Source organism: Tsuneonella aeria (genome assembly GCF_009827495.1).
Taxonomy (GTDB): Bacteria; Pseudomonadota; Alphaproteobacteria; order Sphingomonadales; family Sphingomonadaceae; genus Tsuneonella; species Tsuneonella aeria.
In genome coordinates, this window is the sequence record NZ_WTZA01000001.1 from 1 (window position 1) to 26,322 (window position 26,322).

At 66.7% G+C, this 26,322-nt stretch carries 26 protein-coding genes; 15 read left to right on the plus strand and 11 right to left on the minus strand.

Going from position 1 to position 26,322, the window contains the following annotated elements; translation table 11 throughout:
- Positions 1-79: 79 nt before the first annotated feature.
- Both GRI40_RS13615 and dapD read right to left on the minus strand, forming a co-directional pair.
- A complete protein-coding gene (locus tag GRI40_RS13615; protein ID WP_202390099.1) occupies positions 80-460 on the minus strand; it encodes a hypothetical protein in 381 nt (126 codons plus the stop codon).
- A gap of 68 nt (positions 461-528) precedes the next feature.
- A complete protein-coding gene (gene dapD / locus GRI40_RS00005) occupies positions 529-1,368 on the minus strand; it encodes a 2,3,4,5-tetrahydropyridine-2,6-dicarboxylate N-succinyltransferase (protein ID WP_160609452.1) in 840 nt (279 codons plus the stop codon).
- A gap of 140 nt (positions 1,369-1,508) precedes the next feature.
- Here dapD and GRI40_RS00010 point away from each other — a divergent pair, with 140 nt between their 5' ends.
- The gene (locus GRI40_RS00010; RefSeq protein ID WP_237488960.1) at positions 1,509-3,878 is read left to right on the plus strand and encodes a S8 family peptidase; all 2,370 of its coding nucleotides are present in this window, start codon (positions 1,509-1,511) and stop codon (positions 3,876-3,878) included.
- Between the two features lies 1 nt (position 3,879).
- Here GRI40_RS00010 and GRI40_RS00015 read toward each other — a convergent pair whose 3' ends face one another.
- The 4 genes from GRI40_RS00015 to GRI40_RS00030 all read right to left on the minus strand — a co-directional run bounded on the left by GRI40_RS00015 (position 3,880) and on the right by GRI40_RS00030 (position 8,935).
- A complete protein-coding gene (locus tag GRI40_RS00015) occupies positions 3,880-4,965 on the minus strand; it encodes a phosphotransferase family protein (protein WP_160609453.1) in 1,086 nt (361 codons plus the stop codon).
- Entirely contained in the window at positions 4,962-6,050 is a 1,089-nt protein-coding gene (locus GRI40_RS00020; protein ID WP_160609454.1) for a zinc-binding dehydrogenase, read from the minus strand. The genes GRI40_RS00015 and GRI40_RS00020 overlap by 4 nt, the downstream gene beginning before the upstream one ends.
- A 94-nt stretch (positions 6,051-6,144) precedes the next feature.
- A complete protein-coding gene (locus GRI40_RS00025) occupies positions 6,145-7,434 on the minus strand; it encodes an acyl-CoA dehydrogenase family protein (protein ID WP_160609455.1) in 1,290 nt (429 codons plus the stop codon).
- A 70-nt stretch (positions 7,435-7,504) separates the two neighbouring features.
- The gene (locus tag GRI40_RS00030; protein WP_160609456.1) at positions 7,505-8,935 is read right to left on the minus strand and encodes an MFS transporter; all 1,431 of its coding nucleotides are present in this window, start codon (positions 8,933-8,935) and stop codon (positions 7,505-7,507) included.
- A gap of 201 nt (positions 8,936-9,136) precedes the next feature.
- On the opposite strand from GRI40_RS00030, the gene GRI40_RS00035 reads away from it, so the two are divergent.
- The 3 genes from GRI40_RS00035 (at position 9,137) to GRI40_RS00045 (ending at position 12,402) form a co-directional block, all read left to right on the plus strand.
- A complete protein-coding gene (locus GRI40_RS00035; protein WP_160609457.1) occupies positions 9,137-10,318 on the plus strand; it encodes an acyl-CoA dehydrogenase family protein in 1,182 nt (393 codons plus the stop codon).
- A gap of 121 nt (positions 10,319-10,439) precedes the next feature.
- Entirely contained in the window at positions 10,440-11,579 is a 1,140-nt protein-coding gene (locus GRI40_RS00040) for an acyl-CoA dehydrogenase family protein (RefSeq protein WP_160609458.1), read from the plus strand.
- A gap of 16 nt (positions 11,580-11,595) precedes the next feature.
- Positions 11,596-12,402 (plus strand): SDR family NAD(P)-dependent oxidoreductase, encoded by an 807-nt coding sequence (locus GRI40_RS00045; protein ID WP_160609459.1) that lies wholly within the window; start codon positions 11,596-11,598, stop codon positions 12,400-12,402.
- A gap of 67 nt (positions 12,403-12,469) precedes the next feature.
- On the opposite strand, the gene GRI40_RS00050 is transcribed toward GRI40_RS00045, so the two are convergent.
- Positions 12,470-12,652, minus strand: a complete 183-nt coding sequence (locus GRI40_RS00050; protein WP_160609460.1) for a hypothetical protein — start codon at positions 12,650-12,652, stop codon at positions 12,470-12,472.
- On the opposite strand from GRI40_RS00050, the gene GRI40_RS00055 reads away from it, so the two are divergent.
- The 8 genes from GRI40_RS00055 to GRI40_RS00090 all read left to right on the plus strand — a co-directional run bounded on the left by GRI40_RS00055 (position 12,651) and on the right by GRI40_RS00090 (position 22,683).
- Positions 12,651-14,972 carry a TonB-dependent receptor gene (locus tag GRI40_RS00055; RefSeq protein WP_160609461.1) on the plus strand — a complete coding sequence of 774 codons (2,322 nt, stop codon included), beginning with the start codon at positions 12,651-12,653 and terminating at the stop codon, positions 14,970-14,972. The two genes, GRI40_RS00050 and GRI40_RS00055, sit on opposite strands and share 2 nt — an antisense overlap.
- 178 nt (positions 14,973-15,150) lie before the next feature.
- On the plus strand, positions 15,151-16,344 hold the full coding sequence (locus GRI40_RS00060; protein WP_160609462.1) for an amidohydrolase family protein: 1,194 nt from the start codon (positions 15,151-15,153) through the stop codon (positions 16,342-16,344).
- 92 nt (positions 16,345-16,436) lie between these two features.
- A complete protein-coding gene (locus tag GRI40_RS00065; RefSeq protein ID WP_160609463.1) occupies positions 16,437-17,342 on the plus strand; it encodes a LysR family transcriptional regulator in 906 nt (301 codons plus the stop codon).
- A gap of 142 nt (positions 17,343-17,484) precedes the next feature.
- Positions 17,485-18,495, plus strand: a complete 1,011-nt coding sequence (locus GRI40_RS00070; protein WP_337190449.1) for a Rieske 2Fe-2S domain-containing protein — start codon at positions 17,485-17,487, stop codon at positions 18,493-18,495.
- Positions 18,496-18,570: 75 nt separating this feature from the next.
- Complete coding sequence (locus tag GRI40_RS00075) at positions 18,571-19,368, plus strand: acetoacetate decarboxylase family protein (protein WP_160609464.1); 798 nt, start codon at positions 18,571-18,573, stop codon at positions 19,366-19,368.
- Positions 19,368-20,237 (plus strand): SDR family NAD(P)-dependent oxidoreductase, encoded by an 870-nt coding sequence (locus GRI40_RS00080; RefSeq protein WP_160609465.1) that lies wholly within the window; start codon positions 19,368-19,370, stop codon positions 20,235-20,237. Before GRI40_RS00075 ends, GRI40_RS00080 begins: the two co-directional genes overlap by 1 nt.
- Positions 20,231-21,589: an MFS transporter gene (locus GRI40_RS00085; RefSeq protein ID WP_160609466.1), complete on the plus strand. Its 1,359-nt coding sequence runs from the start codon at positions 20,231-20,233 to the stop codon at positions 21,587-21,589. The genes GRI40_RS00080 and GRI40_RS00085 overlap by 7 nt, the downstream gene beginning before the upstream one ends.
- A 155-nt stretch (positions 21,590-21,744) precedes the next feature.
- Positions 21,745-22,683: a D-2-hydroxyacid dehydrogenase gene (locus tag GRI40_RS00090; protein ID WP_160609467.1), complete on the plus strand. Its 939-nt coding sequence runs from the start codon at positions 21,745-21,747 to the stop codon at positions 22,681-22,683.
- Between the two features lie 2 nt (positions 22,684-22,685).
- Here the strand turns inward: GRI40_RS00090 and GRI40_RS00095 are convergent, their stop codons facing one another.
- Both GRI40_RS00095 and GRI40_RS00100 read right to left on the minus strand, forming a co-directional pair.
- Positions 22,686-23,039, minus strand: coding sequence for a hypothetical protein (locus tag GRI40_RS00095; RefSeq protein WP_160609468.1), 354 nt, complete (start codon positions 23,037-23,039; stop codon positions 22,686-22,688).
- Entirely contained in the window at positions 23,029-23,217 is a 189-nt protein-coding gene (locus tag GRI40_RS00100; protein ID WP_160609469.1) for a hypothetical protein, read from the minus strand. Before GRI40_RS00100 ends, GRI40_RS00095 begins: the two co-directional genes overlap by 11 nt.
- A 97-nt stretch (positions 23,218-23,314) precedes the next feature.
- Here GRI40_RS00100 and GRI40_RS00105 point away from each other — a divergent pair, with 97 nt between their 5' ends.
- Entirely contained in the window at positions 23,315-23,977 is a 663-nt protein-coding gene (locus tag GRI40_RS00105; protein ID WP_160609470.1) for a S24 family peptidase, read from the plus strand.
- A gap of 30 nt (positions 23,978-24,007) precedes the next feature.
- Positions 24,008-24,670 (plus strand): MBL fold metallo-hydrolase, encoded by a 663-nt coding sequence (locus GRI40_RS00110; RefSeq protein WP_420006856.1) that lies wholly within the window; start codon positions 24,008-24,010, stop codon positions 24,668-24,670.
- Here the strand turns inward: GRI40_RS00110 and GRI40_RS00115 are convergent.
- Both GRI40_RS00115 and GRI40_RS00120 read right to left on the minus strand, forming a co-directional pair.
- Positions 24,655-25,434 carry an ion transporter gene (locus GRI40_RS00115; protein WP_202390101.1) on the minus strand — a complete coding sequence of 260 codons (780 nt, stop codon included), beginning with the start codon at positions 25,432-25,434 and terminating at the stop codon, positions 24,655-24,657. The two genes, GRI40_RS00110 and GRI40_RS00115, sit on opposite strands and share 16 nt — an antisense overlap.
- Before the next feature lie 73 nt (positions 25,435-25,507).
- Positions 25,508-25,900 carry an MAPEG family protein gene (locus tag GRI40_RS00120; RefSeq protein WP_160609471.1) on the minus strand — a complete coding sequence of 131 codons (393 nt, stop codon included), beginning with the start codon at positions 25,898-25,900 and terminating at the stop codon, positions 25,508-25,510.
- A 228-nt stretch (positions 25,901-26,128) separates the two neighbouring features.
- On the opposite strand from GRI40_RS00120, the gene rpmF reads away from it, so the two are divergent.
- Positions 26,129-26,308, plus strand: a complete 180-nt coding sequence (gene rpmF, locus GRI40_RS00125) for a 50S ribosomal protein L32 (RefSeq protein ID WP_160609472.1) — start codon at positions 26,129-26,131, stop codon at positions 26,306-26,308.
- Positions 26,309-26,322 lie beyond the last annotated feature (14 nt).

A 26,322-nucleotide genomic window follows, 5' to 3' on the forward strand; every position in this document is an offset into this window, starting at 1 on the left:
GCTGAAGGACTGCGCGATCGAGGTCATCATCCGTCCCGACCAGCCGGAAGATTTCCCACACATCGCGGAGCTTGCCCTGTCACATCGCGTCGTTTCGCGGATCGCCCGCAGGTGCATCGCCGGGCGTCGCGGCGGCGGCAGGCGGGCTGGCATCAGTCGCGGCAGTCGACGTCGAAGTGGAAGCCGCGGTCGTCGGTGCCCCTGCCGCCTCATCAAAACTCGGCGCAATGGGTTCGCCGCGCGCTTCCATGTCGGCCTGTTCGACCTGGGTGCGGGTGCTGACGCTGGTTTCGCTGTCGGCGCCATCGTCCTGGACCAGTGCGCCGGTCGTCCAGATCACGGTCAGAGCGATCACCGCCAGCAGTAGCCCGATGATCAGAACCCAGCGGACGACGCCTTCCTTCGAACCGGCGCTCGCCTCGGTCTCGCTCCTGTGAACTTCGTCGCCCCGGCGTTCCATCTCGATAGCCTCCCTCAATTTGCGGCCCGTTGTCGTGCCCGAACTACGAATGGCTGTGCAGGCGGTTCCTAATCGCGCAGCAACTCGTTGATCCCCGTCTTCGACCGGGTCTGCGCGTCGACCGTCTTCACGATAACCGCGCAATAGAGGCTGGGCCCCGGGCTGCCGTCGGGTAAGGCCTTGCCTGGCAGCGCGCCCGGAACGACCACGGCGTAAGGCGGGACGGCGCCCATGTGGATTTCGCCCGTCGCCCGGTCGACGATCCTGGTGGAGGCGCCAAGGTAAACGCCCATCGACAGCACCGCCCCTTCGCCAACCCGCACCCCTTCGGCCACTTCGCTGCGCGCGCCGATGAACGCACCGTCGCCGATGATGACCGGATCGGCCTGGATAGGTTCCAGCACCCCGCCGATGCCCGCGCCGCCCGAGATATGCACATTGGCGCCGATCTGCGCGCAGCTTCCGACGGTGGCCCAGGTGTCGATCATCGTGCCTTCGCCGACGTAGGCGCCGATGTTGACGAAGCTGGGCATGAGCACCGCGCCCTTGCCGATATGCGCGCCGCGGCGGACCACCGCGCCGGGCACCACCCGGAAACCGGCGTCACGGAAGCGGTTTTCGCCCCAACCGGCGAACTTGCTGGGCACCTTGTCAAACGCGGGGGCCCCGGCGCTGCCGCCGTCCATCACCGCGTTATCGTTGAGCCGGAAGCTGAGAAGCACGGCTTTCTTGAGCCACTGGTTCACCCGCCAGCCGCCGTTTCCGTCGGGCTCCGCCACGCGCGCCGCGCCGGAATCCAGCAGCTCCAGCGCGGCCGCTACGCTGCGGCCGACGTCGTGGCTGCCCGGCGTGACCGACGCGCGGTCCTCCCAGGCCTGGTCGATGGCGGCGGCAAGGTCTGCGGACATGGTAGGCTCCCTGTAGGCGTGCGCGACGGCGCTAGCTGTGCCATGGCCTAGCGGCAAGGCCGCGGCGACCCGGCCATGTGCGCGTTCAGCGAGCCGTTATTCTTTTGGCCTTATGCCGGGCGGCTGTTTCGGGGACGCACATGGACATGATGATGGGGTTGCGCCGTCTGTCGCGGTATCGATCGGGTTGCGCGGTGGCGGCGATGGCGCTGCTGTCGGCTTGCGGCGGAGGCGGGGGTGGCGGCCCGATCAGCGGGCCGCCCCCTGCACCGGCGCCAAGCCCCACGCCGTCGCCAAGCCCGACGCCCACGCCTATCGCAACGCCGGTATCCACCTTCGACACGGCGGAGCTTCGCCGCTCGGACGGGCCCTCGTACCACAATGCGCCCACTGCCTGGGCGCAGGGAGCGAGCGGGGCCGGGGTCAAGATCGGCATCGTCGATACCGGGATCGATACCGACAGCCCGGAATTCGCCGGCCGGATCGACAGCGCCAGCGCCGATGTCGCCGGCAACGGCAGCGTGGAGGCGGTCGACGACCACGGCACGAACGTCGCCATGATCGCGGCGGCGGCACGCAACAATGCCGGGATCGTCGGCATCGCCTACAGCGCCACGATCGTCGCCTTGCGCGCGGATCGTCCGGGCAGCTGTGCGTCCGAAGACGACTGCGCATTTTCGGACCGCGACATTGCCGCGGGTATCGACCGGGCGGTGGCGGCGGGCGCCACGGTCGTCAATCTCAGCCTGGGCGGCGACTCTGCCTCCACGGTTCTGCTCGATGCCGTGCGCCGCGCGTCGGCCGCGGGGACGGTGATCGTGGTGTCTGCCGGCAACGAAGGCGACGGCAGCGATCCGGCCATCGATCCGAACCAGCCCAACCCGTTCGCCGCCGGGGTGCGCAGCGCGGGCGGCGCCAACGTGATCATCGTGGGGTCGGTCAACGAGCAGAATCAGTTCTCCGCCTTCAGCAACCGCGCGGGCGGCCAGGCGCAATACTTCCTGTCGGCGCTGGGTGAGCGGATCTGCTGCGTTTACGAAAACGGCGTGCTGAAGACGACGACCGACGCCAGCGGCACTTTCGTCACGCTGATTTCGGGAACGAGCTTTTCCGCGCCGCAGGTTTCCGGTGCGGTGGCGCTGTTGAAGCAGGCGTTCCCGAACCTGACCGGCGCCCAGATGGTCGATATCCTGCTGTCTAGCGCGCGCGATGCCGGTGCTGCGGGAACGGACGCGACGTACGGGCGCGGAATCCTGGACATCGCGGCCGCGTTCGCGCCGCAGGGTGCGACGACGCTGGCCGGGTCCACCGCCGTCGTCAAACTTGGTGACGACGTCGCGGTCGGGTCGTCGGCCATGGGCGACGGGATGCAGGGCGGGCTCAACGCGGTCGTGCTCGACAGTTACGGCCGCGCCTACGGATACGATATCGGCCAGGGGATGCGCGCGGCGAGCGTGCGGCCGCGCCTGCACGGCGCGCTCGCCAGTGGATCGCACCAGGTTGGCGGCGATACCGGCGGCGTGGCGATGGCATTCACCCTGAACCAGCGCCCCGCCGGCCACAGCGAATGGATCGCCCCGCTTCGGCTGAGCCGGGAGGAGGCGGAGGGCGCGCGGGTGCTGGCGGCGCGTGTCGCGCTGGCCATCGACCCGCAGCGCAAGGCCGCGTTCGGTTTCCGGGAGGGCGCGGACGGGCTCGTCGCGCAGCTACAGGGCCAGGCGCGCCCGGCCTTCCTGATCGCGACCGATGCGCGCGGCGATGGCGGCTTTGCCCGCACGTCGGACGTGTCGCTGACCTATCGCCAGCAGTTCGGGCGCTGGGGGATCACCGCGAGTGCGGAGCAGGGCAAGGCATGGCTCGGAAACCTGCGGATCGAGGACGGTCGCCACGAACGGGTCCGGGAACGCCGCGGCCTGCATTCGTTCTCGATAGCCGCGGACCGCACGTTCGGCGCGCTCGACACGGCGCTGGGCGTCACCTGGATGCACGAACGCGAGACGGTGCTGGGCGCCCACTTCGCTGACGCCTTGGGGGCGGCGGGCGCGCGAACCCTGTTCCTCGATGCGAACGCGGGATGGTCGCCGGTGCCGGGCTGGCGGCTGGGGGCTGGCCTTCGGCAAGGCTGGACCCGGGCGGACCAGGCCGGTGCCATCGGCGCGGGATCCCGCTTCGTCAGCCGCGCCTGGTCGGCCGACCTTGCCCGGCACGGGGTGTTCGGCCCATCCGATTCGCTCGGCCTGCGCGTTTCGCAGCCGCTGCGCGTGGCGGGCGGCGGGTTGAACCTGACGCTGCCGGTCGGATACGATTACGCGACCCTGCGCCCGCTTTATGCGACGCGGACAATGGCGCTGACCCCCAGCGGGCGCGAGATCGACGGCGAGCTTGCCTGGCGTGGGCCGTTGCTGGGCGGAGACGCGGCGGCGAGCCTGTTTTATCGCGCCGATCCCGGGCACATCGGCGGCCTGCCTGACGACAGGGGCGTGGCGGTCAAGTGGTCGCGGCGCTTCTGAGCTAGCGCGCCCCGGCCTTCAGCGCGAACTCCCAGGCCTTGTCGGCGAGCGGGGCGACCCGGTCCGACTGTGCCTTGGCGTGGGCGGAGCTGGCCGTCCCGTCGATCACCCGTTTCTTGATGCCCTGGAGAATGCCGGCCAGGCGGAAAAAGTTGTAGGCGAAGAACCAGTTCATGTCGGGAACGTCCGCCCGGCCGGTTGCCGCGCAATAGCGTTCGACCAGTTCCTCCAGTTCCGGAATGCCCAGTGCCGCCCGGTCGCTATCCATCACGCCCGACCGGCCGCCGTTTTCCGTCACGTATGCCATGCAGAAATAGGTAAAGTCCGCCAGCGGATCGCCCAGCGTCGACAGTTCCCAGTCGAGCACGGCGCGCACGTCTGCCCGGTCGTGGGCGAAGATCATGTTGTCGATCCGGTAATCGCCATGGACCACGCTGGTGCGGGTCTGTTCGGGGAGACTTGCCGGGAGGAATGCGATGAGCTTTTCCATCGAGGACAGGCGCTCGGTTTCGGACAGGCGATATTGCTTGGTCCAGCGATCGACCTGCCGGCCGAAGTAGTTGCCGGGCCGGCCGTAATCCGCCAGCCCCGCCGCGGCGAGATCGACCGAATGGAGCGCGGCCAGGGTGTCGACCATCTCGAGATAGACCGCGCGGCGTTCCGCGGGCGCGGCACCGGGGATCGCGCCGTCCCAGATCGTGCGCCCGTCCACCAGGTCCATCACGTAGAACCAGGCGCCGATCACGCTGTCGTCGGTGCACAGGCCGTACTGGCGCGCCACCGGGAAACCCACGGAATGCAGGCCGGACTGCACCTTGAATTCACGGTCCACCGCGTGCGCGCTCGGCAGCAGCTTGCCGAAGGGCTTGCGGCGGAGCACGTAGGTGCCGCTGGGGGATGTCAGCTTGTACGTTGGGTTCGATTGCCCGCCCTTGAACTTGCCCTGCGTCAGCGGCCCGCGAAAGCCTTCGATGTGCGCTTCCATCCAGGCGGCCAGGCGGGTTTCGTCGAGACGATCGGCCGCGTCGGGCGTCACCGTGCCGGTGAAGGCCGTCTGCGCGTCGATGCCGGGGACGGCCAGGCTCATTGATCGAACACGATCACGCTGCGGGCGCTGTCTGCTCCCTTCATCTTCTCGAACCCCTGGTTCACCGCGGCGAGCGGGATGCGTTCGGCGATGATCGTGTCGAGATCGAGCAGCCCGCGCATGTAGAAATCCACGAGGCGCGGCAGGTCCACGGGGAACCGGTTGCCGCCCATGATCGATCCTTGCAATTTCTTGCCGGAGAGCAGGTCCATCGCGCTGAGGCCGACCTTGCAGTCCAGCGGCATCATGCCGAGAATCGTCGCCGTTCCGCCGCGGCGCAGCACCTTGCAGGCAAGCTCTGCCGAAGCCGGGCGGCCGACCGCCTCGATCGCGTGATCGACACCGCCCCTGGTCAGGGCGATGACCTGCTCGGCCGCGTCTTCGGCCAGAGCATCGACGACATCGGTCGCGCCGAGGACCCTGGCGAGTTCGCGCTTGGCGGGCACGGGGTCGCAGGCGATGACGCGCCCCGCGCCGGCGATCCTGGCGGCGTTGACCGCGGCAAGGCCGACCCCGCCGCATCCGATCACCGCCACCGTTTCGCCCGGCACCAGCTTGGCGGCGTTGAACACAGCGCCTGCACCGGTCGTCACCGCGCACCCGATGACGGCTGCCCGGTCGAGCGGCATGTCGCGGTCGATGGCCACGCAGGCGTGTTCGTGGATCAACATCTGTTCGGCGAAGGCCGACAGGTTGAGCATCTGGTTGACCATGCTGCCGTCGGGCCGGGTGATGCGCGGCGCTTCGCCCGCACCGCGGCGGGTATCGGCGCCCAGGCACAGCGACATGCGGCCGGTCACGCAGAATTCGCAGTGACCGCAAAAGGCGCTGAGGCACGACACGACGTGATCGCCCGGCTTGACCGTGCGGACTTCGCTGCCGACCGCCTCGACCACGCCCGCCGCCTCGTGCCCCGGCACGGCGGGCAGTGCGTGGGGATAGCTGCCTTCGATGAAGTGCAGGTCCGAATGGCACAGCCCGCAGGCCGCGGTGCGGATCAGCACTTCGTGCGGTCCGGGCTTGGCGATCGACAGTTCCTCGATCTCGAGCGGTTGGTTCGGCTGGACGAGTACGGCTGCTTTCACGGTATTATCCTCCACGTCCCGTTCGATTCGTGCGCAGCGGCAGGCACCTGCTCTGCCGTCACGCCTGACAAAGGGTTATTCCTGGCTGGCGTTGTCAGCGGGCGACCCCCACGTCGCCGGAACTGAACCCCGGATCGTCGGTGCCCGCGTTGGGCGCGTGGCGCGCGAATTCGATCCGGGCGATGGCGCGCTGGTGCACTTCGTCCGGGCCGTCCGCCAGCCGCAGCGTGCGCTGGTGGGCATAGGCATTGGCGAGCCCGAAATCGTCGCTGACGCCGGCCGCACCGTGTGCCTGGATGGCATCGTCGATGATCCGCAGGGCCATGGTGGGGGCCTGCACCTTGATCATCGCGATCTCCTGGGCCGCGGCCTTGTTGCCGACCTTGTCCATCATGTCCGCCGCCTTCAGGCAGAGGAGGCGGGTCATCTCGATATCGATGCGCGCGCGGGCGACCCGTTCTTCCCACACCGAATGCTTGTAGATCGGCTTGCCGAACGCTTCGCGCACCTGGAGCCGGCGGCACATCTTCGCCAGCGCTTCTTCCGCCACGCCGATTGTCCGCATGCAGTGATGGATACGGCCGGGCCCCAGGCGTCCCTGCGCGATTTCGAACCCGCGCCCTTCGCCCAGGATCATGTTGGTGGCCGGCACGCGCACGTCCTTCAGCACGATCTCCATGTGGCCGTGCGGGGAATCGTCATAGCCGAACACCGGGAGAAAGCGCTTGATATGCACGCCTTCGGCATCGAGCGGCACAAGGACCTGCGACTGCTGCTGGTGGCGCTTCGCTTCGAAATCGGTCTTGCCCATGCAGATGGCGATCTTGCACCGCGGATCGCCCGCGCCGCTCGACCACCACTTAGTGCCGTTGATGACGTAGTGATCGCCGTCGCGCACGATGCGGGTTTCGATGTTGGTGGCATCAGACGACGCGACCTGCGGCTCCGTCATCAGGAAGGCGCTGCGGATTTCGCCGTCCATCAACGGCTTCAGCCATTCTTCCTTCTGTTCGCGCGTTCCGTAGCGATGGAACACCTCCATGTTTCCGGTGTCCGGCGCGGAGCAGTTGAACACCTCGCTCGCCCAGCCGACACGGCCCATTTCCTCGGCGCAGAGCGCGTATTCGAGGTTCGTGAGGCCGGGGCCGTCGAATTCGAACGTATCGTCGACGTGCGCCCGCCCGCTCTGCGGCGGCATGAACAGGTTCCAGATACCCTGCGCCTTGGCGCGCGCCTTTTCTTCCTCGATCACCGGGTTCACGCCCCAACGATCCTTCTGGTGCGCTTCGCGGAACTCGTCGGCGCGCGGGCGGACATGGTTGTCGATGAAATGGCGAACCCGGTCGCGCCAATGCCTTTGCCGTTCGGTCGGTTCGAAATCCATCAGTCCAGTCCTCTCATGCAATCGTTCGATTGGTGGCAGAGCCGGCGTCCGCCGCCAAGCCCTGCCGGGTTCAGGGGTGTACGGTTCGCGCCTGGGGGTCGCCGCGCGCGGCGGCGGAGAGCAGTTCGACCCGCGCTTCGTGGTCTGCCCGGCTGATCGGGAAACGGCGCACGATCACCGCCAGCGCGATGGCCAGCAGAGCGACGCAACCGACATACGTCATCGCCAGGGTGTCTATCACGTCGGGCGCAACCTGGCCGGGGCGGGCGTTGGCCGGCACGCCGGCAAAGCTGAGCAGCAGGCCCGTGATGAAGATGCCGACCCCGGTGGAGCACTTCGACGCGAAGAATGCGCCCGCCGCGAAAGTCCCTTCCGACCGGCGGCCGGTCTCCACTTCCGACGCCTCGACCACGTCGGCCACCATCGAAGACAGCGAGATTCCGGTGATCACGCTGAACATGTTGGAAAGGAACGTGGAGACGAACATGCCCGCCAGAGACGGGGTGGACCCGTCAGGCCACCACAGCCCGAAATGGCGCAGCGTCAGGGGAATAACCCAGAACACCATCCCCAGCAGCGCGGCGTAGATCGCCGTCTCGCGCTTGCCGAACCGGCGCTGGAGCGGGGCGACCAGGACGAAGCTGCCGATCACGCTTGCGAACAACAGGAGGGGATAGAGCTGGAGCGCCAGCGGCGTGAAGCGCCAGACGAACAGATAGAGGTAGTTGGAGATGGAGAACGTGATCCCCTGGCTTACGATCGCAGCGGCGATGCCCATCATCAGCACGACGAACGCCGGGTGCCCCAGGCATTCGCGGATTTCCCGGAAGGCGCCGCCGATTCCGGCCCGTTCTGCAGGAGCGCGCACAACGGAAGGGTGGGCGATCCAGCGGTGTTGCAGGAAGGCTGACGCCAGCACCGCCGCCACCATCAGGCCCGCCCCGACATATCCGTACGTGCGGTACCCTTCGCGCGCCAGCATGGCGTTGGGCAGGAACACCCCGTACGCGAGCAGGAGCATGAGCAGACCGCCACCCCAGGCGAACAGGTAACGCAGGCGGGTGAGGCGGGTGCGTTCGTCGTAATCGCGCGTGATCTCCGCCACCAGGGCGGCAGACGGGACTTCGCAGAACGCCACTGCGGCGCGCACCGCCATGGCGGACAGCAGCAGCACCGGAAAGCTGGCCGCGCCGACCGGCGACCATAACAGGATCCACGCCATGCCGAGCGGGATGGGCGCGAAGTAAAGATAGGGCAGTCGCCGTCCCCAGCGCGTCGAAGTCCGGTCGCTGATGTGGCCCACCACCGGGTCGATCAGCCCGTCGAACACCAGGGCGATCAGCAGCGCCAGGCTGACCAGCCGCGCATCCATGCCCAGCACCTGGTTGTAGAACAGCAGCAGGAAGGTGGAAAAGCCGTTGTCCTTGATTCCGTAAGCGGCGCTGCCAAGCCCGTTGCCGATCGCCAGCCGCGCGGGAACGCGGCCCGTGACGGGCGTCACGCCCCGGCCCGTTTAGGAATGTGGGTATTGCTGATTCGCATTCCTCTGCCCGCACCTTATCGTATCGGCGGTATGGTAATGGACTGCGCCGGTCCGTCAACGCCGGGGACGTGACGCTACGGCATGCGGGCCCCATTCACACGGACCTTGCGGTGCGCGCCGATTGGGCCCTACGTTGCCGTCAACGAGAGGAGATCCGTGATGGCCGATCTGGACCAATTCCGCAGCGAAACGCGCGCCTGGCTGGAGGCGAACTGCCCGCCCGAGATGCGCAAGCCGGCGGAAGGCGAAGACGATGTCTACTGGGGCGGGCGCAATGCCACCTTCAAGAACGATGCGCAGCGCGCCTGGTTCGAGGCGTGCCGCGACAAGGGCTACACCGTCCCCGCTTGGCCCAGGGAATACGGCGGCGCGGGCCTGTCGCCTGCGGAAGCGAAAGTCCTGCGCGAGGAAATGGCCCGCATCGGCGCTCGCCCCCCACTCTCCAGCTTCGGCATCTGGATGCTCGGCCCGGCGCTGCTGCATTTTGGCACCGAGGGGCAGAAGAGGCATTTCCTCAACCAGATCGCCCGCGGCGAAATCCGCTGGTGCCAGGGTTATTCGGAACCGGGCTCCGGCAGCGATCTCGTGTCGCTTCAGACATTCGGCGAAGACAAGGGCGATCACTGGATCGTGAACGGCCAGAAGATCTGGACCAGCTATGCCGACAAGGCGGACTGGATCTTCTGCCTGGTCCGCACGGACAAGGCGAACAAGTACCAGGGCATCACCTTCATGCTCTATGACATGGACACCGCCGGTGTCTCCACGAAGCCCATCAAGCTCATCAGCGGAAACAGCCCGTTCTGCGAAACCTTCTTCGACGACGTGAAGGTGCCGAAGTCCTATGGCGAGGACATCCCCGCCTATGTCGGCGAGATCAATCGTGGGTGGGATGTCGCGAAGTACCTGCTGGGGCACGAGCGCGAGATGATCTCGGGCGCGGACAGTTCGGAACGCGGCGCCGGCATCGGCGCGACGCTGAGCCGGCAGGCAGGCGGGGTGGACCCGGTGCTGCGCGCGGAACTTGCCATGTTCGATGTCGATGCGCTCGCCTTCAGCGCGATGGGCGAGAAGTTCCTCGACGAGGTCAAGGTGGGCAAGGCACACCCCGCGCAGCCCAACATGATGAAATACGCCGGGACAGAGCTCAACAAGCGCCGCCACGAATTGATGATGGCGGCCGGTGGTTCGACCGCGCTCGAATGGGACAGCGCGGAAACCCGCGGCGGCGCCGCGCCGCGCAACTGGTTGCGGACGAAGGCCAACTCCATCGAAGGCGGCACCAGCGAAGTCATGCTGGGCGTGATCGCCAAGCGTATCCTGGAGCTGCCGGGGGCGTGATCCCCATCCTTTCCCGGCGGAGCCGCAGGCGTGCGGACCGCGACGCCGGGACCGCCGGGCGCGAAGCCCGATCTGGATCAACGAGATCCCAGCGTTCTCTGGGATGACGGGAAACGAAGACATGCCGCTCTATCACACCGACGACCAGGCGATGCTCGCCGAGACCGCCCAGCAGTTCATGGCCGAGGAAGGCGCGATCGCGAAGCAGCTGCGCCACTGGCGCGACCGCGATTGCAAGGATGGTTTCGGCCACGGCCTGTGGAAGCAGATGGCCGAAATGGGCTTCACCGGCCTGCTGGTGCCTGAAACCGACGGCGGCCTGGGCATGGGCCATGTCGAAGCCGGCATCGTGCTTGAGGAGATCGGCCGCAACCTCACCCCGTCGCCGTTCCTGACCAGCTCGGTGATGGCGGCGACCGCGCTTGCTGTCGCCAGTGACGAGGCGCGCGGGCGCTGGTTGCCCGGGCTCGTCGCGGGCGAGAGCGTGTTTGCCGTCGCGATCGACGAAGGACCCAAGCACCGGCCCGAAACGATCGCGACCCGGGCGGAGCGTTCCGGCAACGGCTTCAGGCTGTCGGGCACGAAGGACTTCGTCGTCTATGGTGCCAGCGCCGACATGATCGTCGTCGCCGCGCGCACCTCCGGGGCAGACGACGATGCGGATGGGGTGACCCTCTTCGCCGTGCCGAAGGATGCCGCCGGTCTCGGCCACAATTCGGTGCGGCTGGTGGACAGTTCGATGGCCAGCCACCTGACGCTCGACGGGGTGGAGCTCGATGGCGACGCCGTGATCGGCGAGGTCGACGGCGGACGCGACGTGCTGAACCGCGTGCTCGATGCCGGGCGCGTCGGCGCGGCGGCGGAGGGGGTCGGCGTCGCGCGCGGCGCGATGGACCTGACCGTCGACTACCTCAAGCAGCGCAAGCAGTTCGGCAGGCTCATCGGCGAATTCCAGGCGCTGCAGCACCGGGCCGCGCACCTCTATTCCGAAATCGAGATCGCCCGCGCGGCCACCACCAAGGCGCAGCAGCTGCTCGATGCCGATGCGCCGAGCGCGTCGCTGATGGCGTCCGTGGCCAAGGCCAAGGCCAGCCGCACCGCCGGCCTCGCCGTGCGCGAAGGCGTGCAGATGCACGGCGGCATCGGCATGACGGACGAATACGACATCGGCCTCTACATGAAGCGCGACCGCGCGCTCGCCGAATTCATGGGCGATGCCTTCTACCATGCCGATCGCGTTGCGCGGTTGAGCGGCTACTGACCCGGGAGAAACACGCATGACGCTGGAGGAAATGTTCGGTCTCAAGGGCCGTGTCGCGCTGGTCACCGGGGGCAGCCGGGGCATCGGCCGGATGATCGTGGAAGGCTTCCTGGGCGCGGGAATCGAGCGCGTCTACATCACCGCGCGCAAGGGCGGCGAACTGTCCGATGCCGCCGCGCAGCTGGGGGATAAGGTCGTGCCGATCCAGGGCGATATCTCCACCATGGCGGGGATCGAGGAACTGGCCGGCGAAATCGCCGCGCGCGAGGGCAAGCTGGACATCCTGGTGAACAATGCAGGCGCCGCATGGGGCGCGGAATTCGCGGAGTTTCCGGAAGACGGTTGGAACAAGGTCATGGACCTCAACGTCAAGACGCCGTTCTTCCTCACGCAGAAGCTCCACGGCCTGCTCAAGGCCGCGGCCAGTGCGGACCGTCCCGCCAAGGTGATCAACATCACATCGGTGGACGGGCAGCGGATCAACCCCTGGGAAACCTACAGCTACCAGGCCAGCAAGGCCGCGCTGATCCACCTGACCCGCCGCATGGCCGCGCGCCTGGTTAAGGATCACATCTACATGACCAGCCTTGCGCCGGGCGCGTTCCCGTCGAACATGAACAAGGTGGCGCGCGACCAGGCCGAGCGGAGCGCACAGGGCATTCCCAGCAAGCGCGTTGGCGACAAGTGGGACATGGGCGGTTCGGCCGTCTATCTCGCCAGCCGCGCCGGGGACTATACCGTCGGCGAGACGCTGACCGTAGACGGCGGCATCGTCAACGCGCACCTGCCGACACACTTCGCCGATCCGGCCGGCGGCCTGTAACCCCGCCAGGGACCCCGTCGCGGACGCTGCGCCGGCGGGTCATGGCGCGCGCGTAATGTTGCGTGCCTCACCGGCGGCCGCTCGCTTCGTCGCCACGCGGCGCAATCCCTTCGTCCGTCACTAAAATCGAACAATTCGCCACCGACATGGACAGTGTAGCCACGCACTGTTGCTTATCGGCATCGTCAGCGACGGTATCGTGCAGCCCGAAACCTCGCTCGACGAGGGAGATACCGGGAGGGAAATGCATGACCGTTCACCTGAGGACGATACTTGTCGGCAGCGCTTCATTGCTGGCGCTTATTCCTGCTGCCGCATTCGGGCAGGACACCGCCCCGACAACCGCCGCCGCGGACGAGTACCCGTCGGACGGCGCCATCGTGGTGACGGCGCAGCGGCGCGAGGAGCGGCTGGTGGACGTGCCGATCTCCGTCTCCGCGGTGAGCGAGGCGACGCTTGAGCGCGCGCAGGTGCGCACGGTCGCCGACATCAACGTCGTGGTCCCCAACATCCAGATCAACGAAACCGTCGGGAACACCTATGGCCCGCTGATCACCATCCGCGGCCTTTCGCCGTCGGCGGATACGAGCCTTGCGCGGGACCAGCCGGTTGGCCTCTACCTGGATGGCGTTCCCATCGGGAAATCCACCGGCGCCGCGTTCGACACGGTCGACCTGGAGCGGGTCGAAGTGCTGCGGGGCCCGCAAGGGACGCTGTACGGCAAGAACACGATCGGCGGCGCGGTCAATCTGATCACGCGCAAACCCAGCGGCGAATTCGGAGGGCAGGTGCTGGTCGGATACGGCAGCTACGATCAGTTCGTCGGCAAGGCCGTGGTGGACCTGCCCGAAATAGCCGGGTTCAGCCTCAAGCTGAGCGGGGTCACCAAACAGAACGGCGGATATTTCCGCAATTCGGCGACCGGCAGGAATTTCGGGGAGCAGGACTTGTGGGCGGGCCGCGTCGACCTGAAGTGGCAGGCCGCGCCCAGCTTCTCCGCGCTGTACAGTTACGATATCACCGACAGCGTTGGCACGCCCAGCCAGCTTGCGCTGCTCGCGGTGACGGGATCGGGCGCGACGGCGTTCCTCAACCCGATGCTGGCCCCCTATGTCATTTCCGGCCGCACGCGCACCACGGGATCGCAAGCCGCGCTGCGCAGCGATTTCCGGACGACGGGCCACGCACTGACCCTGGAATGGGAGCCGGGGCTGGGCGACCTCGTGCTCAAGTCCATCACCGCACGGCGCACCGCGCGGACCCGTTCCATGAGCGATTTCGACGGATCGCCGCTCGATATCCTGCGCTTCACGCTGGATAACGATTACGAACAGTTCACGCAGGAACTGCAGGCGATCGGATCGGCCGGGGATTTCCGTTACACCGTCGGCGGGTTCTTCCTCGACGACAAGTACGATGTGTGGAACCCGCGCTGGAACTTCCAGTTCGGCAACAATGCCGTGTTCGACGTGTCCCAGCGTGGCGGCGAGTCGCGTTCATGGGCGGGCTACGGCCAGATCGCTTGGACGCCGGCATCGCTCCAGGATCGCCTGACCGTATCCGTCGGCGCGCGCTACAGCCACGAACGCAAATCCGCGTACGAGCTGCTGCTGGCGAACACCAACTATCGCCTCAATCCGTCGAGCCCGACTTCCGGTGTCTTCCAGCGCGATGCGACGGGCGCACCGATCACCCGGAGCGGCGGCCCCGCGGCAGGTGCGAGGCCGGGTGCCGGCGGCATCGGCTATACCGACCTCATACCCCTTACCAACAGCGGCGTGTGGAAGCGTTTCACGCCCGAATTCAACATCTTGTACAAGATTCAGCCGGACTTTTCGGTTTACGCGCGCTATGCCACGGGCTTCAAGAGTGGCGGCATCAACGACACTGCGGCCACGAATTCGGCATTCCTGACGCCTTACGATCCTGAAAAGCTCACCTCGTTCGAAGTGGGCATGAAATATGCGGGCTTCAACAACAGGGTGTCCCTGAACGGCGCCGTGTTCCATTCGATCTACAAGGATTTCCAGGCCGGGGTCTTCGTGCCGGCACTGGTGACGACGAACATCATCAACGCGGGCGAGGCGAAGTTCACAGGCGTCGAAGTGGACGGATCGGTCCGCCCCACCGACGCGCTGACGATCAACTTCGGCGGCGGCTATATCGACGCCCACTATACCGACTTCGTCCTGCCCGACGGCACCGACGTGACCGACACCTATGTTCTTTCCCGCGTACCGGAATGGAACTGGCAGCTGGGTGCGGTGCACCGGGCAGACATCGGGTTCGCCACATTGGAGACGAGCGCGAACTATAGCTGGCGGTCGTCCCAATACACCAACATCGTGGCCGATCCGCTTGCCCAATTGCCTTCGTATGGCCTTCTCAGCGCGCGCCTGGCGCTGACCGATATCGCGCTTGGCAACGGGTCGAACCTCGAACTGGCGTTGTGGGGCAAGAACCTGACCGACAAGGAATATATGGTGAGCGCGATCAACCTGGCGGTGCTGACGGTCGGCCAGTACGGCGACCCGCGCACCTTCGGGGCGGAAGCGCGGATCAAGTTCTGATCTGTTCCCGGGCCCGGCCGATCGATCCGGCCGGGCCCGGGGCTGCCGCGCCATTGTCTTTGGCAAGCGATAATGCGTTTGCGCGCGGGCGCTTTTTCGCCCGTATCGAACACGGGTAATCCACGATCGTCAGCACCAGCCGGCACGCGCCGCATGTGCGAACCCTGGAGACATGCAGATGGACCGCTACCTTGTCATTTCGTCGGACGGCCACGCCGGCCTGCCGCCCGAGCGGTACCGCGACTATCTCGAGGCGCGCCACCACGCGCTGTTCGACGAGACGGTGCAGAAGGAGATCAAGGCGCGCGAGGAACACGAGAAGCGCTTCCTGATCGACGACTTCAACACCAAGTGGCGCGCCAGGGTCGGCGACGGCCTGGAAGGCGCGTGGGACGGCACGATCCGCAACCGCGTGATGGACGGTGACGGGGTGGCGGCCGAAGTCCTGTTTCCCGACGGGATTACCGAACGCAACGCGCCGCCCTTCGGCGCCGACATCGGACTGCGCCCCAATGCCGAGCGCGCCGAGCTCCAGTGGGCGGGCGCACGGGCACACAACCGGTGGCTTGCCGAATTCTGCCGCGACGATCCGCACCGCCGCATCGGCCTGGCCGTGATCCCGGCGCTGTACGATCTCGACGAGACGATGAAGGAAATCCGCTGGGCGGCGGACAACGGGCTGAAAGGCGTCTTCTTTCCCGCGCTTACCGACGGTTATGACATGTATAACCACACCAAGTATCACAAGGTGTGGGCCATGCTGCAGGAAGCGAACCTGCCGCTGCATTTCCATTCGGGCGCGGCGCCCGCCTACGACACGACGCAGCCGGGCTGGATCGGCACCTATTTGTGCGAATTCGCCTTCTGGATGACACGGCCGCTGTGGGGCCTGACGTTCGGCGGCGTGTTCGAGGAATTTCCGAGGCTCAAGGTGTGCTTCACCGAAGCGGGTGGGGAATTCTGGTTCCCGTGGATCAAGCAGCTGATGGATATCCGCGCTTCGGCCAAGCACACCAGCGGCAAGCTGGGCGACTATTATGCCAACATGAGCATGAAGCCGAGCGAGTACTTCGCGCGCAACGTGTGGATCGGCTGTTCGGCCCTGCCGGACGAGGAAACCACGCAGTCCTATTACGATATCGGCATCGACCGCATCCTCTGGGGCACGGACTATCCGCATCCCGAGGGGACCTGGCCGAACACTGCCGAAAAGATGTTCGACAGCCTCGGCGGCCTGCCGGAAGACGATATCCAGCGGATGCTCGGCACCAACGCGCTCGAGGTTTACGACCTGGACGAGAAAGCCCTGTGGGACATCGCTGCCCGCATCGGACCCAAGCGTGAAAGCCTTGTGAAACAGGCGGCGGAGTAACCCGGCCGCCCCTGCCGGCGACGGATCGGTGCGGAAGGGTGCGGATTGTCTTACCGGGCTGCGGTGACTATCCCGGCCGCTCGGGAGGACGAATGCCCAGCTGGCGGGGAATAGAAGAGTTTCTGGCTGTCGTGCGGCACGGCAGCTTCACTGCAGCGGGCGAGAAGCTCGGTGTGTCGAAGTCGTTCGTCAGCAAGACCGTCCAGGAACTGGAGCACAGGCTCGGTGTGCAGCTTCTCGTGCGCACGACACGCCGGCTTTCGCTGACCGGCGCGGGAAAGTGCTTTCATGCCCAGTGCTCCGAAATCCAGGAGCAGCTGGCCCAGCTCGAACGCAGCATCGGGCGATACAGTTCGGAACCGATCGGGCGGCTCAAGGTGGGCCTCAGCGACATTTTCGGGTCCGACTTCATGTCGATGATGCTCGCCGAGTTCAGCCGCGAGAATCCGGCCGTGGTGATCGAGGTCGTCGCATATCTCGACGAAGGGGAAATCGCGCAGGAGCGATACGACGTCGTGATCCGTTACGGCGAGCTTCCGAGTTCCAGCCTGCGGGCGCGGTTGTTCGGCTATCTGTCGCACGGCCTGTGCGCCTCGCCCGATTACGTCGCGCGCAAGGGATGGCCCGCCGGGCCGGACGATTTGCGCGAACACGACTGCCTGACCGACTTGTCCGGTATCATCCGCTTCAACGGCGGCGCGGAGGTCAAGGTCTCTCCCCGCTGGCGCAGCAACAGCGGAACTTCGCTGCGCGGGGCCGTGCGCCAGGGCCTCGGCATCGCCAGCCTCCCGCTCACCGTCGTCCGGCACGGGTTGGCCGACGGCTCTGTCATCGCGCTCGAGGAGGAATGGTCGTTCTACGACCGGGAGTGCTGGGTGGTCTATTCACCCGGGATCATGGCGGCCTCGACCCGGGCGTTCATCGATTTCCTCGTACGCTATGTGAACCGCGAGAAAGTCCGGCCTGCGCGCGCGAAGGTTCTCGCCAGCCGCTACTGAGCGGTCGATTGTTCGCCACCGTGCACGAACTATGCGCGGGAGAGGCCTTTCCGCGCCCGACCGAGCGTCTATCGTGCGTGCTGCGACACGTGCGGAATGGAATTCGCGCATTGTCGTCGCAATGGAGAGAGGAACCCGACCCGTGCCCGAGATCGCGCGCTTTCCCATGCCTATCCCGTTCGGCTGGTTCGGGATCGGCTACTCCACCGATCTGGCGCCCGGCGACGTGCGCCCGCTGCATTACTTCGGCCGCGATCTGGTGCTGTTCCGCAACGAACAGGGCGAGGCCGGGCTGCTCGACGCGTATTGCCCGCATCTCGGCGCGCACCTGGGCATCGGCGGAACGGTGGAAGGGGATTCCATTCGCTGCCCGTTCCATGCCTGGGCCTTCCGCCCCGACGGGTTCTGTTCCAGCATCCCTTACGCCAAGGCGTTTCCGCCGCGCGCCAGGCGCGAGCCGCTGGCGCGCCCCTATCCGCTGACGGAAAAGGCGGGCGTGATCTGGGCCTGGTACCACCCGGACGGGATCGCGCCCCAGTTCGACGTGATCGATTACCCCGAGTTCACCGATCCGCAATGGGCCGAGCCGGTGAAGCGCGAATGGCGCTTTGCCAGCAACCCGCAGGAAATCGCGGAGAACGGCGTCGATGTCGCGCATTTCGCCTATGTCCACTCGATGGACGCGGTGCCTGAAGGGGAAACCAGCTACGAAGGCGTTATCCGCCGGTCGGCCGCGCGCGGGCACCGCACGATCGCGCTGCCTTCGGGCGAGACCAGGCAGATGCCCTATTCCGTCGATACCGTGCAGAACGGGGCGGGGCAGAAATTCACCCGCCTCAAGGGCCTGGTCGAGCTGAGCCTGCTGGTCATCGCGACGCCGGTCGAGGCGGACGATGTGGAGCTGCGGTTCTGCTTCACACACCCGCGGGTGGCGCCGGGATCGCCCGAGGAAAAGGCGATCCAGGAAGCGATCGCCAGCACCTGCGGCCAAAAGGGCGTCGAAGGCGACATCCCGATCTGGGAGAACAAGATCCATCGCACCCGCCCGTTCCTGTGCGACGGCGACGGCCCGATCCTGCGCTTCCGGCGCTATTTCGAACAGTTCTATGCCGAAGGGCCGGAAGGCGGCCGGATCTCCATCGCCGCCGAATAAGCCGCCCGACAGAATATCGGCGAAAGATCGCCAGCGCCGGGCGCGGGGCCCGGTCGAAGACAAGGGAGAATTGCTATGTCCAGGCTTCGTTACCTCGAAGGGCCGGAAACCCGTGCCCCCGGCATGCTGCGCAATACCGTCTATGGCGTGCGCGCGACCTATGAGACCGATCGCGAGGTGATCGACGCGCTTCTCCCGCGCCCGCTCGAGGCGATCGAGCGGCCTGAAATCTGGCTGCAGATGGTCCATGTCGCGATGCACCGGTCGGAAGATGAAACGATCGAGATCGGCGCACTGACAGTGACCGTTCCGTGCACGCACGAAGGCGCGCCGGGCGCATATTGCTTCCACATGGCGATGGAGGGCGAAAGCGTCGTGACCTCGGGTCGCGAACGGTACGGCGAGCCCAAGAAGATCGCCGAGACCCGTTTCGAGCGCGAAGGCGATACCATCCGGGCGACCTGCACCCGCCACGGCATCGCCTATTTCGAGATCGAGGGCACTGTCGGCGAGAAGAACGACCGCCCGCTCGAATTCGAAGAGCACCTTTTCTGCTACAAGGGGATGCCGTCCATCGAAACGCCCGGCGAATTCGACGGCGACGTGTTTCTCACCCGGCTCAACTGGCAGCGCAAATACACCGATCGGCGCGACATGACCGGACAGATCACGCTACGCGAATCGGCATGGGATCCGCTCGCCGACATCCCCGTGCGCCGGCTGACCGGCATGGAATATGTCGAAGGCGGCACGGCCACCGGCGGACAGATCCTGCGCACCGTGCCCGGCGAATGGATCGCCGCGCATTGGGTCGGCCGGATGGACGATCCGCGCAACGTGGGCGTGGACCTCAAGCAGCGCATCGCCGCCTGATGCAGGTCTTCGAAGGGCGCGTCGCCGTCGTGACCGGCGGCGCGAGCGGGGTGGGGCGGTGCCTGTGCACCCGCCTTGCAGAGCAGGGCGCCCACGTCGTGGTCGTCGATATCGACCAGTCTCGCATCGATGCCACGTGCGCGGCGATCGCACCGTCAGCAGCGGGCGAGATCGTCGGCATCGCGTGCGATGTCACGCAGGAGGCCGACGTCCGGCGCCTGGCGGACGCGGTCTTCGCGCGGTTCCCCGCGGTCCACCTGTTGTTCAACAACGCGGGTGTCGGCCTGGGCGAAGCGGCGAAGAAAATGTGGGACATTCCCCTGAGCGACTGGCGCTGGGGACTCGACGTCAATGTCCTGGGTGTCGTGCACGGCATCGCGGCATTCGTGCCGCGCATGCTGGCGAGCGGCGAGGAAGGCGTCGTCATCAACACTTCGTCCACCAACGGCGGCCTTCGTTCGCTTCCCAACACGCCCATCTACGCAGCCACGAAGGCGGCGGTGACCAGCATTTCGGAAGTGCTGCACCAGCAGTTGCAGCGCGAAGGCGGCAAGCTGCGCGCGGCGGTGCTGTTTCCGGGCCCGCATACCGTCAACACCGGCATCCTTGCCTCTGGCGAAGTGCGGCCGGCCCAGTATGTGGAGCACGAAGACCAGAAAAAGGTGGCCTACCGCTCGATGGAAGATCTGCTGAAGACCACCGGGCTCAAGATGAAACTTACCGAGCCAGAGGAAGTCGCCGATTTCGCTCTCGACGGGGTCCGTTCGGGACGATTCTGGCTTATCCCGCCAAGCGAGGACAACGACCGGCTGATCGCTGCCCGCACCGACCAGATTCTCGCCCGCCAGGATCCGCCATCCGCATGGTAGCCGGGGCCGCAGGCGCCACGGCGCCCATCGACCAGGGCGACACGCGCGCATCCCGCGGCGCCTACCCGTGGTTCGTCGTCGCGATCCTGTTCGTCGGCTACTGCTTCAGCGCGATCGATGCCCGCGTCCTGACGCTGATGGTCGCGCCGATCCAGGCCGACCTCGACCTCAGCGATTTCCAGATGGGGCTGCTGCAGGGCTTTGCCTTCTCGATCCTCTATTCGATCGCCGCGCTGCCGATCGGCCGCTTCGTCGATCGCACCCGCCGGCGATCCACGCTGATTGTGTGGGGTGTGCTGTTCTGGTCCCTGATGACGGCCGCCTGCGGGTTTTCCGCGACATTCATCGGGCTGTTTCTCGCCCGCGTGGGCGTTGGCGTGGGCGAGGCGACCCTGAGCCCGACCGCATATTCGCTGATCAGCGACTATTTCGAACGACGGCGCCGGGCACTCGCCATCAGCTTCTATGCGATCGGCTATCCGATCGGCGGAGGGCTGGCGTTGCTCATCGGCGGATGGCTGCTCACCCATTTCACGCGGGAAGGTGGGCTGACCTTGCCGGTGCTGGGCGATTTTGCGCCGTGGCAAGCGGTATTCCTGTGCGTGGCCGCGCCGGGAATTCTGGTCGCGGGTCTGATGATGCTGATCAAGGAGCCGCCGCGGCGCGAGGTGGCGACCACCATCGCGCAGCGCAGCTCCCTGCGCGAAGCGTTCGCGTACGTGATGGAACGCAAGGTCGTGTTCGGCTCGCTCATCGGATCGCTGGGCCTCATCGCGCTGCTCGCGATCGGGACCACATTGTGGTTCCCGACTTTCCTGATGCGCACGTACGGCATGACTCCGGGTGAAGTCGGGCTGTATTACGGCATGGTCATGCTCATCTGCGGAACCGTCGGCACGCTGTTCGGCGGATGGCTTTCGGGACGCCTGATGCGCACCGGGCGGAGCGACGCGAACATGCGTATCGTGCTGGTCTCCACGGTGCTCAAGGGCGTGCCGCTCATCATCGCTCCGCTGATGCCCACGGCGACCCTGGCGTTGACGATGATGGCGATCGGCACCCTGATCGGGCAGGCGTCGCAGGGCGTCATGCTCGCCGCCATCCAGGACGTGACGCCCAATCAGCTGCGCGGCCAGGTGACGGCGATCGCGTTGCTGGCGGTGAACCTGCTGGGGATGGGGCTGGGCGCGGCCGTGATCGCGGCGATCACCGATTTCGGGTTCGGGGATCAGGGCGCGCTGCGGTATTCGATCGCGATAACCGGCGCGGTCACGCTGCCGCTGATCGTGGTGATGCTGGTGACGGCCCTGCCGCACTACCGGCGCGAAATCGCCCTGCTTTCCCACGGGTGATGGCGCGGCGACCGCGCGGCGGGGGCGCCGGGCCGGCGGCGGAACCGCCTGACCATGCAATCGAGCCCGCAAAGGCGTTGGCTGGCGCCGGGCGCGGTTGACGGGCCGGCCCGTGTCGGCTTGCGTGGACGGGCCGACTGAAAAAGGGATCGTCCATGCCTGTCGCCGTCCTGTCCTCGCTGATCCGCCCGCTGGTGGAAGGCCGCCTGCCAACGGAGATCGAACCGCGTTTCTTCGCTTCGGTGGACGAACTGCACGCGCTTGCGGCCGAGGCGGACATCGGGTGGTTCGATCTCGACAGGAAGGAACCGATGATCGAGGCGGTGCGGCGTGCGGAGCGGATGCAGTGGCTCAATTCGATCTACGCCGGGCTCGACTTCCTGCCTCTCGACCTGCTGGCGCAGCGCCGCGTCACTATCACCAACGGCGCCGGCATCAACGCGCTGACGATCGCCGAATATGTCGTCATGCTCATGCTGGTTCACGCCAAGGGCTATCGCGAGGTGGTCCGCGCGCAGGATCGGCGGGAATGGCTGATGGATTCCCCGGGAAAGCAGGAACTGGCGGGCAGCCGCGCGCTGCTGCTGGGCGTCGGCGCGATCGGCAGCCTGGTGAAGACCCGGCTGGAGGCGTTCGAGGTGGAGGTGGTGCCGGTGCGCCGTTCGGGCGGCGGCGGCGCGCTGGGGCCGGAAGAGTGGCGGGGCCGCCTGGGACAGTTCGACTGGGTGATCCTGGCCGTGCCCGCCACTGCCGAGACGGACGGGATGATCGGCGCGGCGGAACTTGCCGCGATGAAGGACAGCGCCGTGCTGGTGAACATTGCGCGGGGCGCGGTGGTGGATCAGCCGGCACTCGTCAGCGCATTGCAGCAGCGCACGATCGGCGGCGCGCTGCTCGATGTCACGACGCCTGAACCGCTGCCGGCCGAAGACCCCCTGTGGTCGCTCGACAACGCGCACGTCACCATGCACTTGTCCGGCCGGGCGCAGACGAAGATGTTCGTGCGTTCGGCGGAGCGGTTCCTGGAGAACTGCCGGCGGTTCGTGGCGGGGGAACCGCTGGCGCCGGTGTTCGACCCGGCGCGCGGGTACTGACCTCAGGCGTCTTTCAGCAGCAGCAGCTCGCAGGTCGCATCCAGCACGGGTTCGGGGATAAGGCGGTGATCGGCTGCCGACACGGTCGCTTCGGCCACGATATGGCCGGGTATGGCGAATTCGTGATCGGGCAGGGCGGCGATCAGCCGCTCGCCGGCCTCGACCGCGGCCGCGCCTGCGAACCGCATCGCGACGGTGTGCCGCGCGCCTTCGAACGTGATGCTGGCCCAGGGGGTTTCGCCGTGCCGCGTCACCTCTCCCAGCCCGTCCGCCAGCGCGACCAGTGCATGGCGCAGGTGCGTGGTCGGGCCGGCGCACCTCCGGCGGATTCGGGCGGGGGCCAGTTCAGCCAGCATCGATGTTCCCCTGGTAGGTGTTCATGAAATGTTCCACACGCCGCGTTACCGTCGGCCGGGGTTCGCGGCCCATCCGCAGGTCGAGCACGAAGCGGGGATCGCGCGCGGCAAGGCGGCCGAAGCGGGTGGGCGCCATTTTGTGCGTCCGCAGGAATTTCTCGATGGAGCGAATGAGCATGGATGGACCTTGAGCGACTCGGCGGGTGTTCAATGACCCCTAGCCACCACGCGAAATCCTACTTGTCTAGGAAAATTCCTACGTGTAGGAAGGAAAAATGACGTCTTCGTCCAACTCGCCTCAGCCGGCGGACGCCCGCGCTCGCTTGCTGGAACTGGCGCAAGAGCGGGGCGTCAGCCTCGCCGGGCTGTCGGAGATGATCGGGCGGAATGCCAGCTATCTCCAACAGTTTATCCGCAAGGGAAGCCCGCGCAAACTGGAGGAGGGAGACAGGCGCAAGCTCGCGCAGTTCTTTGCGATAAGCGAGAGAGAGCTTGGCGGGGCGAAAGAGAATTCTCTTTCGCAGCCTTCGCGCGGGAAATGGATCGAGGTGCCGCGGCTGGCGATCGGCGCGGCGGCAGGCGCCGGTGCGATGGTGGGGGACGAACGGCCGGTCGATTCTTTCCGGTTCTCCCAGGCCTGGCTCCGCGAACAGGGCCTCGTCAACGCGCAGCTTTCGGCGATCCGGGTGCAGGGGGATTCGATGGTGCCGCTGCTCCACGATGGCGACGAAATCCTCGTCGACCGCGCCCAGCGCACCTTGCGCGACGGCATCCACGTCGTGCGGATCGGCGACGCCCTGATGGTCAAGCGCCTCGCCGCCTCGGGCCGCGGGCAGGCGACTCTGCTGAGCGAAAACGCCGCCTACCCTCCCATCGCCGTCGCGCTGGGCGAACTCGACATCATCGGCCGCGTGGTGTGGAAGAGCGGGCGATTGTAATCGGCCCGCGCCTCCTCCATTTTCCGCGCCATGACCGGAACATCGTCCCCCATGCGCGCCGCGATCATCCCGGTGACGCCGCTGCAGCAGAACTGCTCGCTGATCTGGTGCACCCGCACGATGCGCGGCGCGCTGGTCGATCCGGGCGGCGACCTCGACCGGCTCAAAGCCGGCGTCGCCAAGGCCGGCGTCACGCTGGAGAAACTGCTCATCACGCACGGCCACCTCGATCACTGCGGCCAGGCCGGCATACTCGCGCGGGAGCTCGGCCTGCCGATCGAAGGCCCGCACGAAGCCGACCGCTTCTGGATCAGCCGCCTGGACGAAGATGGCGGCCGCTACGGCATGCAGGCCGAAGTCTTCGAACCGGACCGCTGGCTGGAGGGCGGCGACACCGTGACGATTGGCGATCTCACCCTCGAGGTCATCCACTGTCCCGGCCATACCCCCGGCCACGTGGTCTTCTTCCACCCGCCGTCCCGGTTCGCGATAGTCGGCGATGTCCTGTTCCAGGGCTCCATCGGGCGGACCGATTTCCCGATGGGCAATCACCAGGACCTGATCGACGCGATCACCCAGAAGCTATGGCCGCTGGGCAACGACGTGACCTTCATCCCCGGCCACGGCCCGACCAGCACTTTCGGCCGTGAGCGCCAGACGAACGCCTTCGTCAGCGATTACGCACTGGGCTGAGGCCCGCGACGATCGGCAAGATCGCGTCGCAGCGCCTCGATCTCGGTGCGCAGCGCGGAAAGGTCCATGCTTCCCACGATCGGCCCGGCGGGCGCCTGGGCATCGCGGCCGACGAAGAAACTGGCGAAGATCGCGGTCACGTAGCCGAACACCGCCAATCCGTAGAGCGACAGCAGCATGGTGAGGATTCTGCCTTCCAGCGTGACAGGCCAATAATCGCTCCCGATGCTCGCAAGCAGCATGCCGGTCCACCAAAGCGCATGCGGATAGGATTCGAAACCGCCGGACACTTCGCCCGCCGGTTCGAAGCTCAGCATCCCGCCGGCGCCCAGCAGCGCCACGGTCATCGTCAGCGCAAGCACATAGCCCACCCGGCGACGCCGCAGCGACACGCGCAGGGCGTTCATGCTGCGATTGGCGGTGCCGACGATCCGCACGAGCCGAAGTCCGCGAAGAGCCCGCGCAGCCCGTAGCACCGCGAGCGCGCGCACCATCCGTAGCGCAGGCACGATCAGCGCGAGCACCGTGAGCCAGTTGCTTCGAAGAAACGCGAGTTTCCCGTCGGCGAGGGCGAAGCGCACCGCAAACTCGATCAGGAATACGATCCAGATCGCAACGCCGATCGTTTCGAGCAGCGCGCTCCCGCCGCTGGCCAGCTCGATCAGCACGATTGCCAGCCAGGCGATGCTGAGCGCCAGCATCGGCATGCGCAGCCACTCGTCAAGATTTTCGAGGATGCGATTGGGTTCGCTGTCGGCGGTCACGGCACACTCCCGGGAAGATTGGGTTCTGCCCGCTAAACGCCCCCGCGCCGCTTGCGCTCCGCCGTGTGCTGGATCAGATCACGCCCAGCACGATCAGCACGGCGGCGATCGCCAGGCCGAGCAGCGTCACCATCGTGATGAGCGTTCCGATCATCCGTCCCTTGCCCAGCGCGCCGCCATCCATCCCCAGGCCATGCGCCAGCCTACCGAGCATGTAGATAGCCGCAACCCAGGCGAGCCACGGGCCGGCCCGACCGGACAGTTCGATTGCCGCGATCAGGACCAGGACGAACGCGGTATTTTCCACGAAATTGAGCTGCGCACGCATCCGCGCCGTCAGCGGGCCGCCAGCATCGTCGCCGATCGATATCTTGTGCGCCATGCGAAGCTGGCCGATACGAATCGACAGCCAGATGTTGATGATCGCGGCGGCCGCGGCCGACGTGAGCGTAACGGTCAGAATCATGTGCCCCACTCCCCACTTGCCATCCGGCCGACCGGCCGTACACGGGCGCCAGCGCTAGCACGCCCGGCCCGGCTTGCAACGGGAGAGAATTCCGCTATAGGCGGCGCCTTCCCGCCAAGGCTGGGTTCCACGCTGCCGCGCAACCGGTTCCAACGGGTTGTGCGCAACGGGGCCTTCCCCTAGGGCGAACCCGCAACATGACGTTTTTGATACGGAACAGGTGCCGACATGGCTGTCCCAAAAAGAAAGACTTCGCCCTCCCGCCGGGGCATGCGCCGCTCGCACGACGCGCTCAAGGTCGAGGCGTTCGTCGAATGCTCGAACTGCGGCGAACTGAAGCGCCCGCATAACCTGTGCATTCCGTGCGGGCACTATAACGGCCGCGAAATCATCGCCGTCGGCCGCTGACGGCCGGATTACGG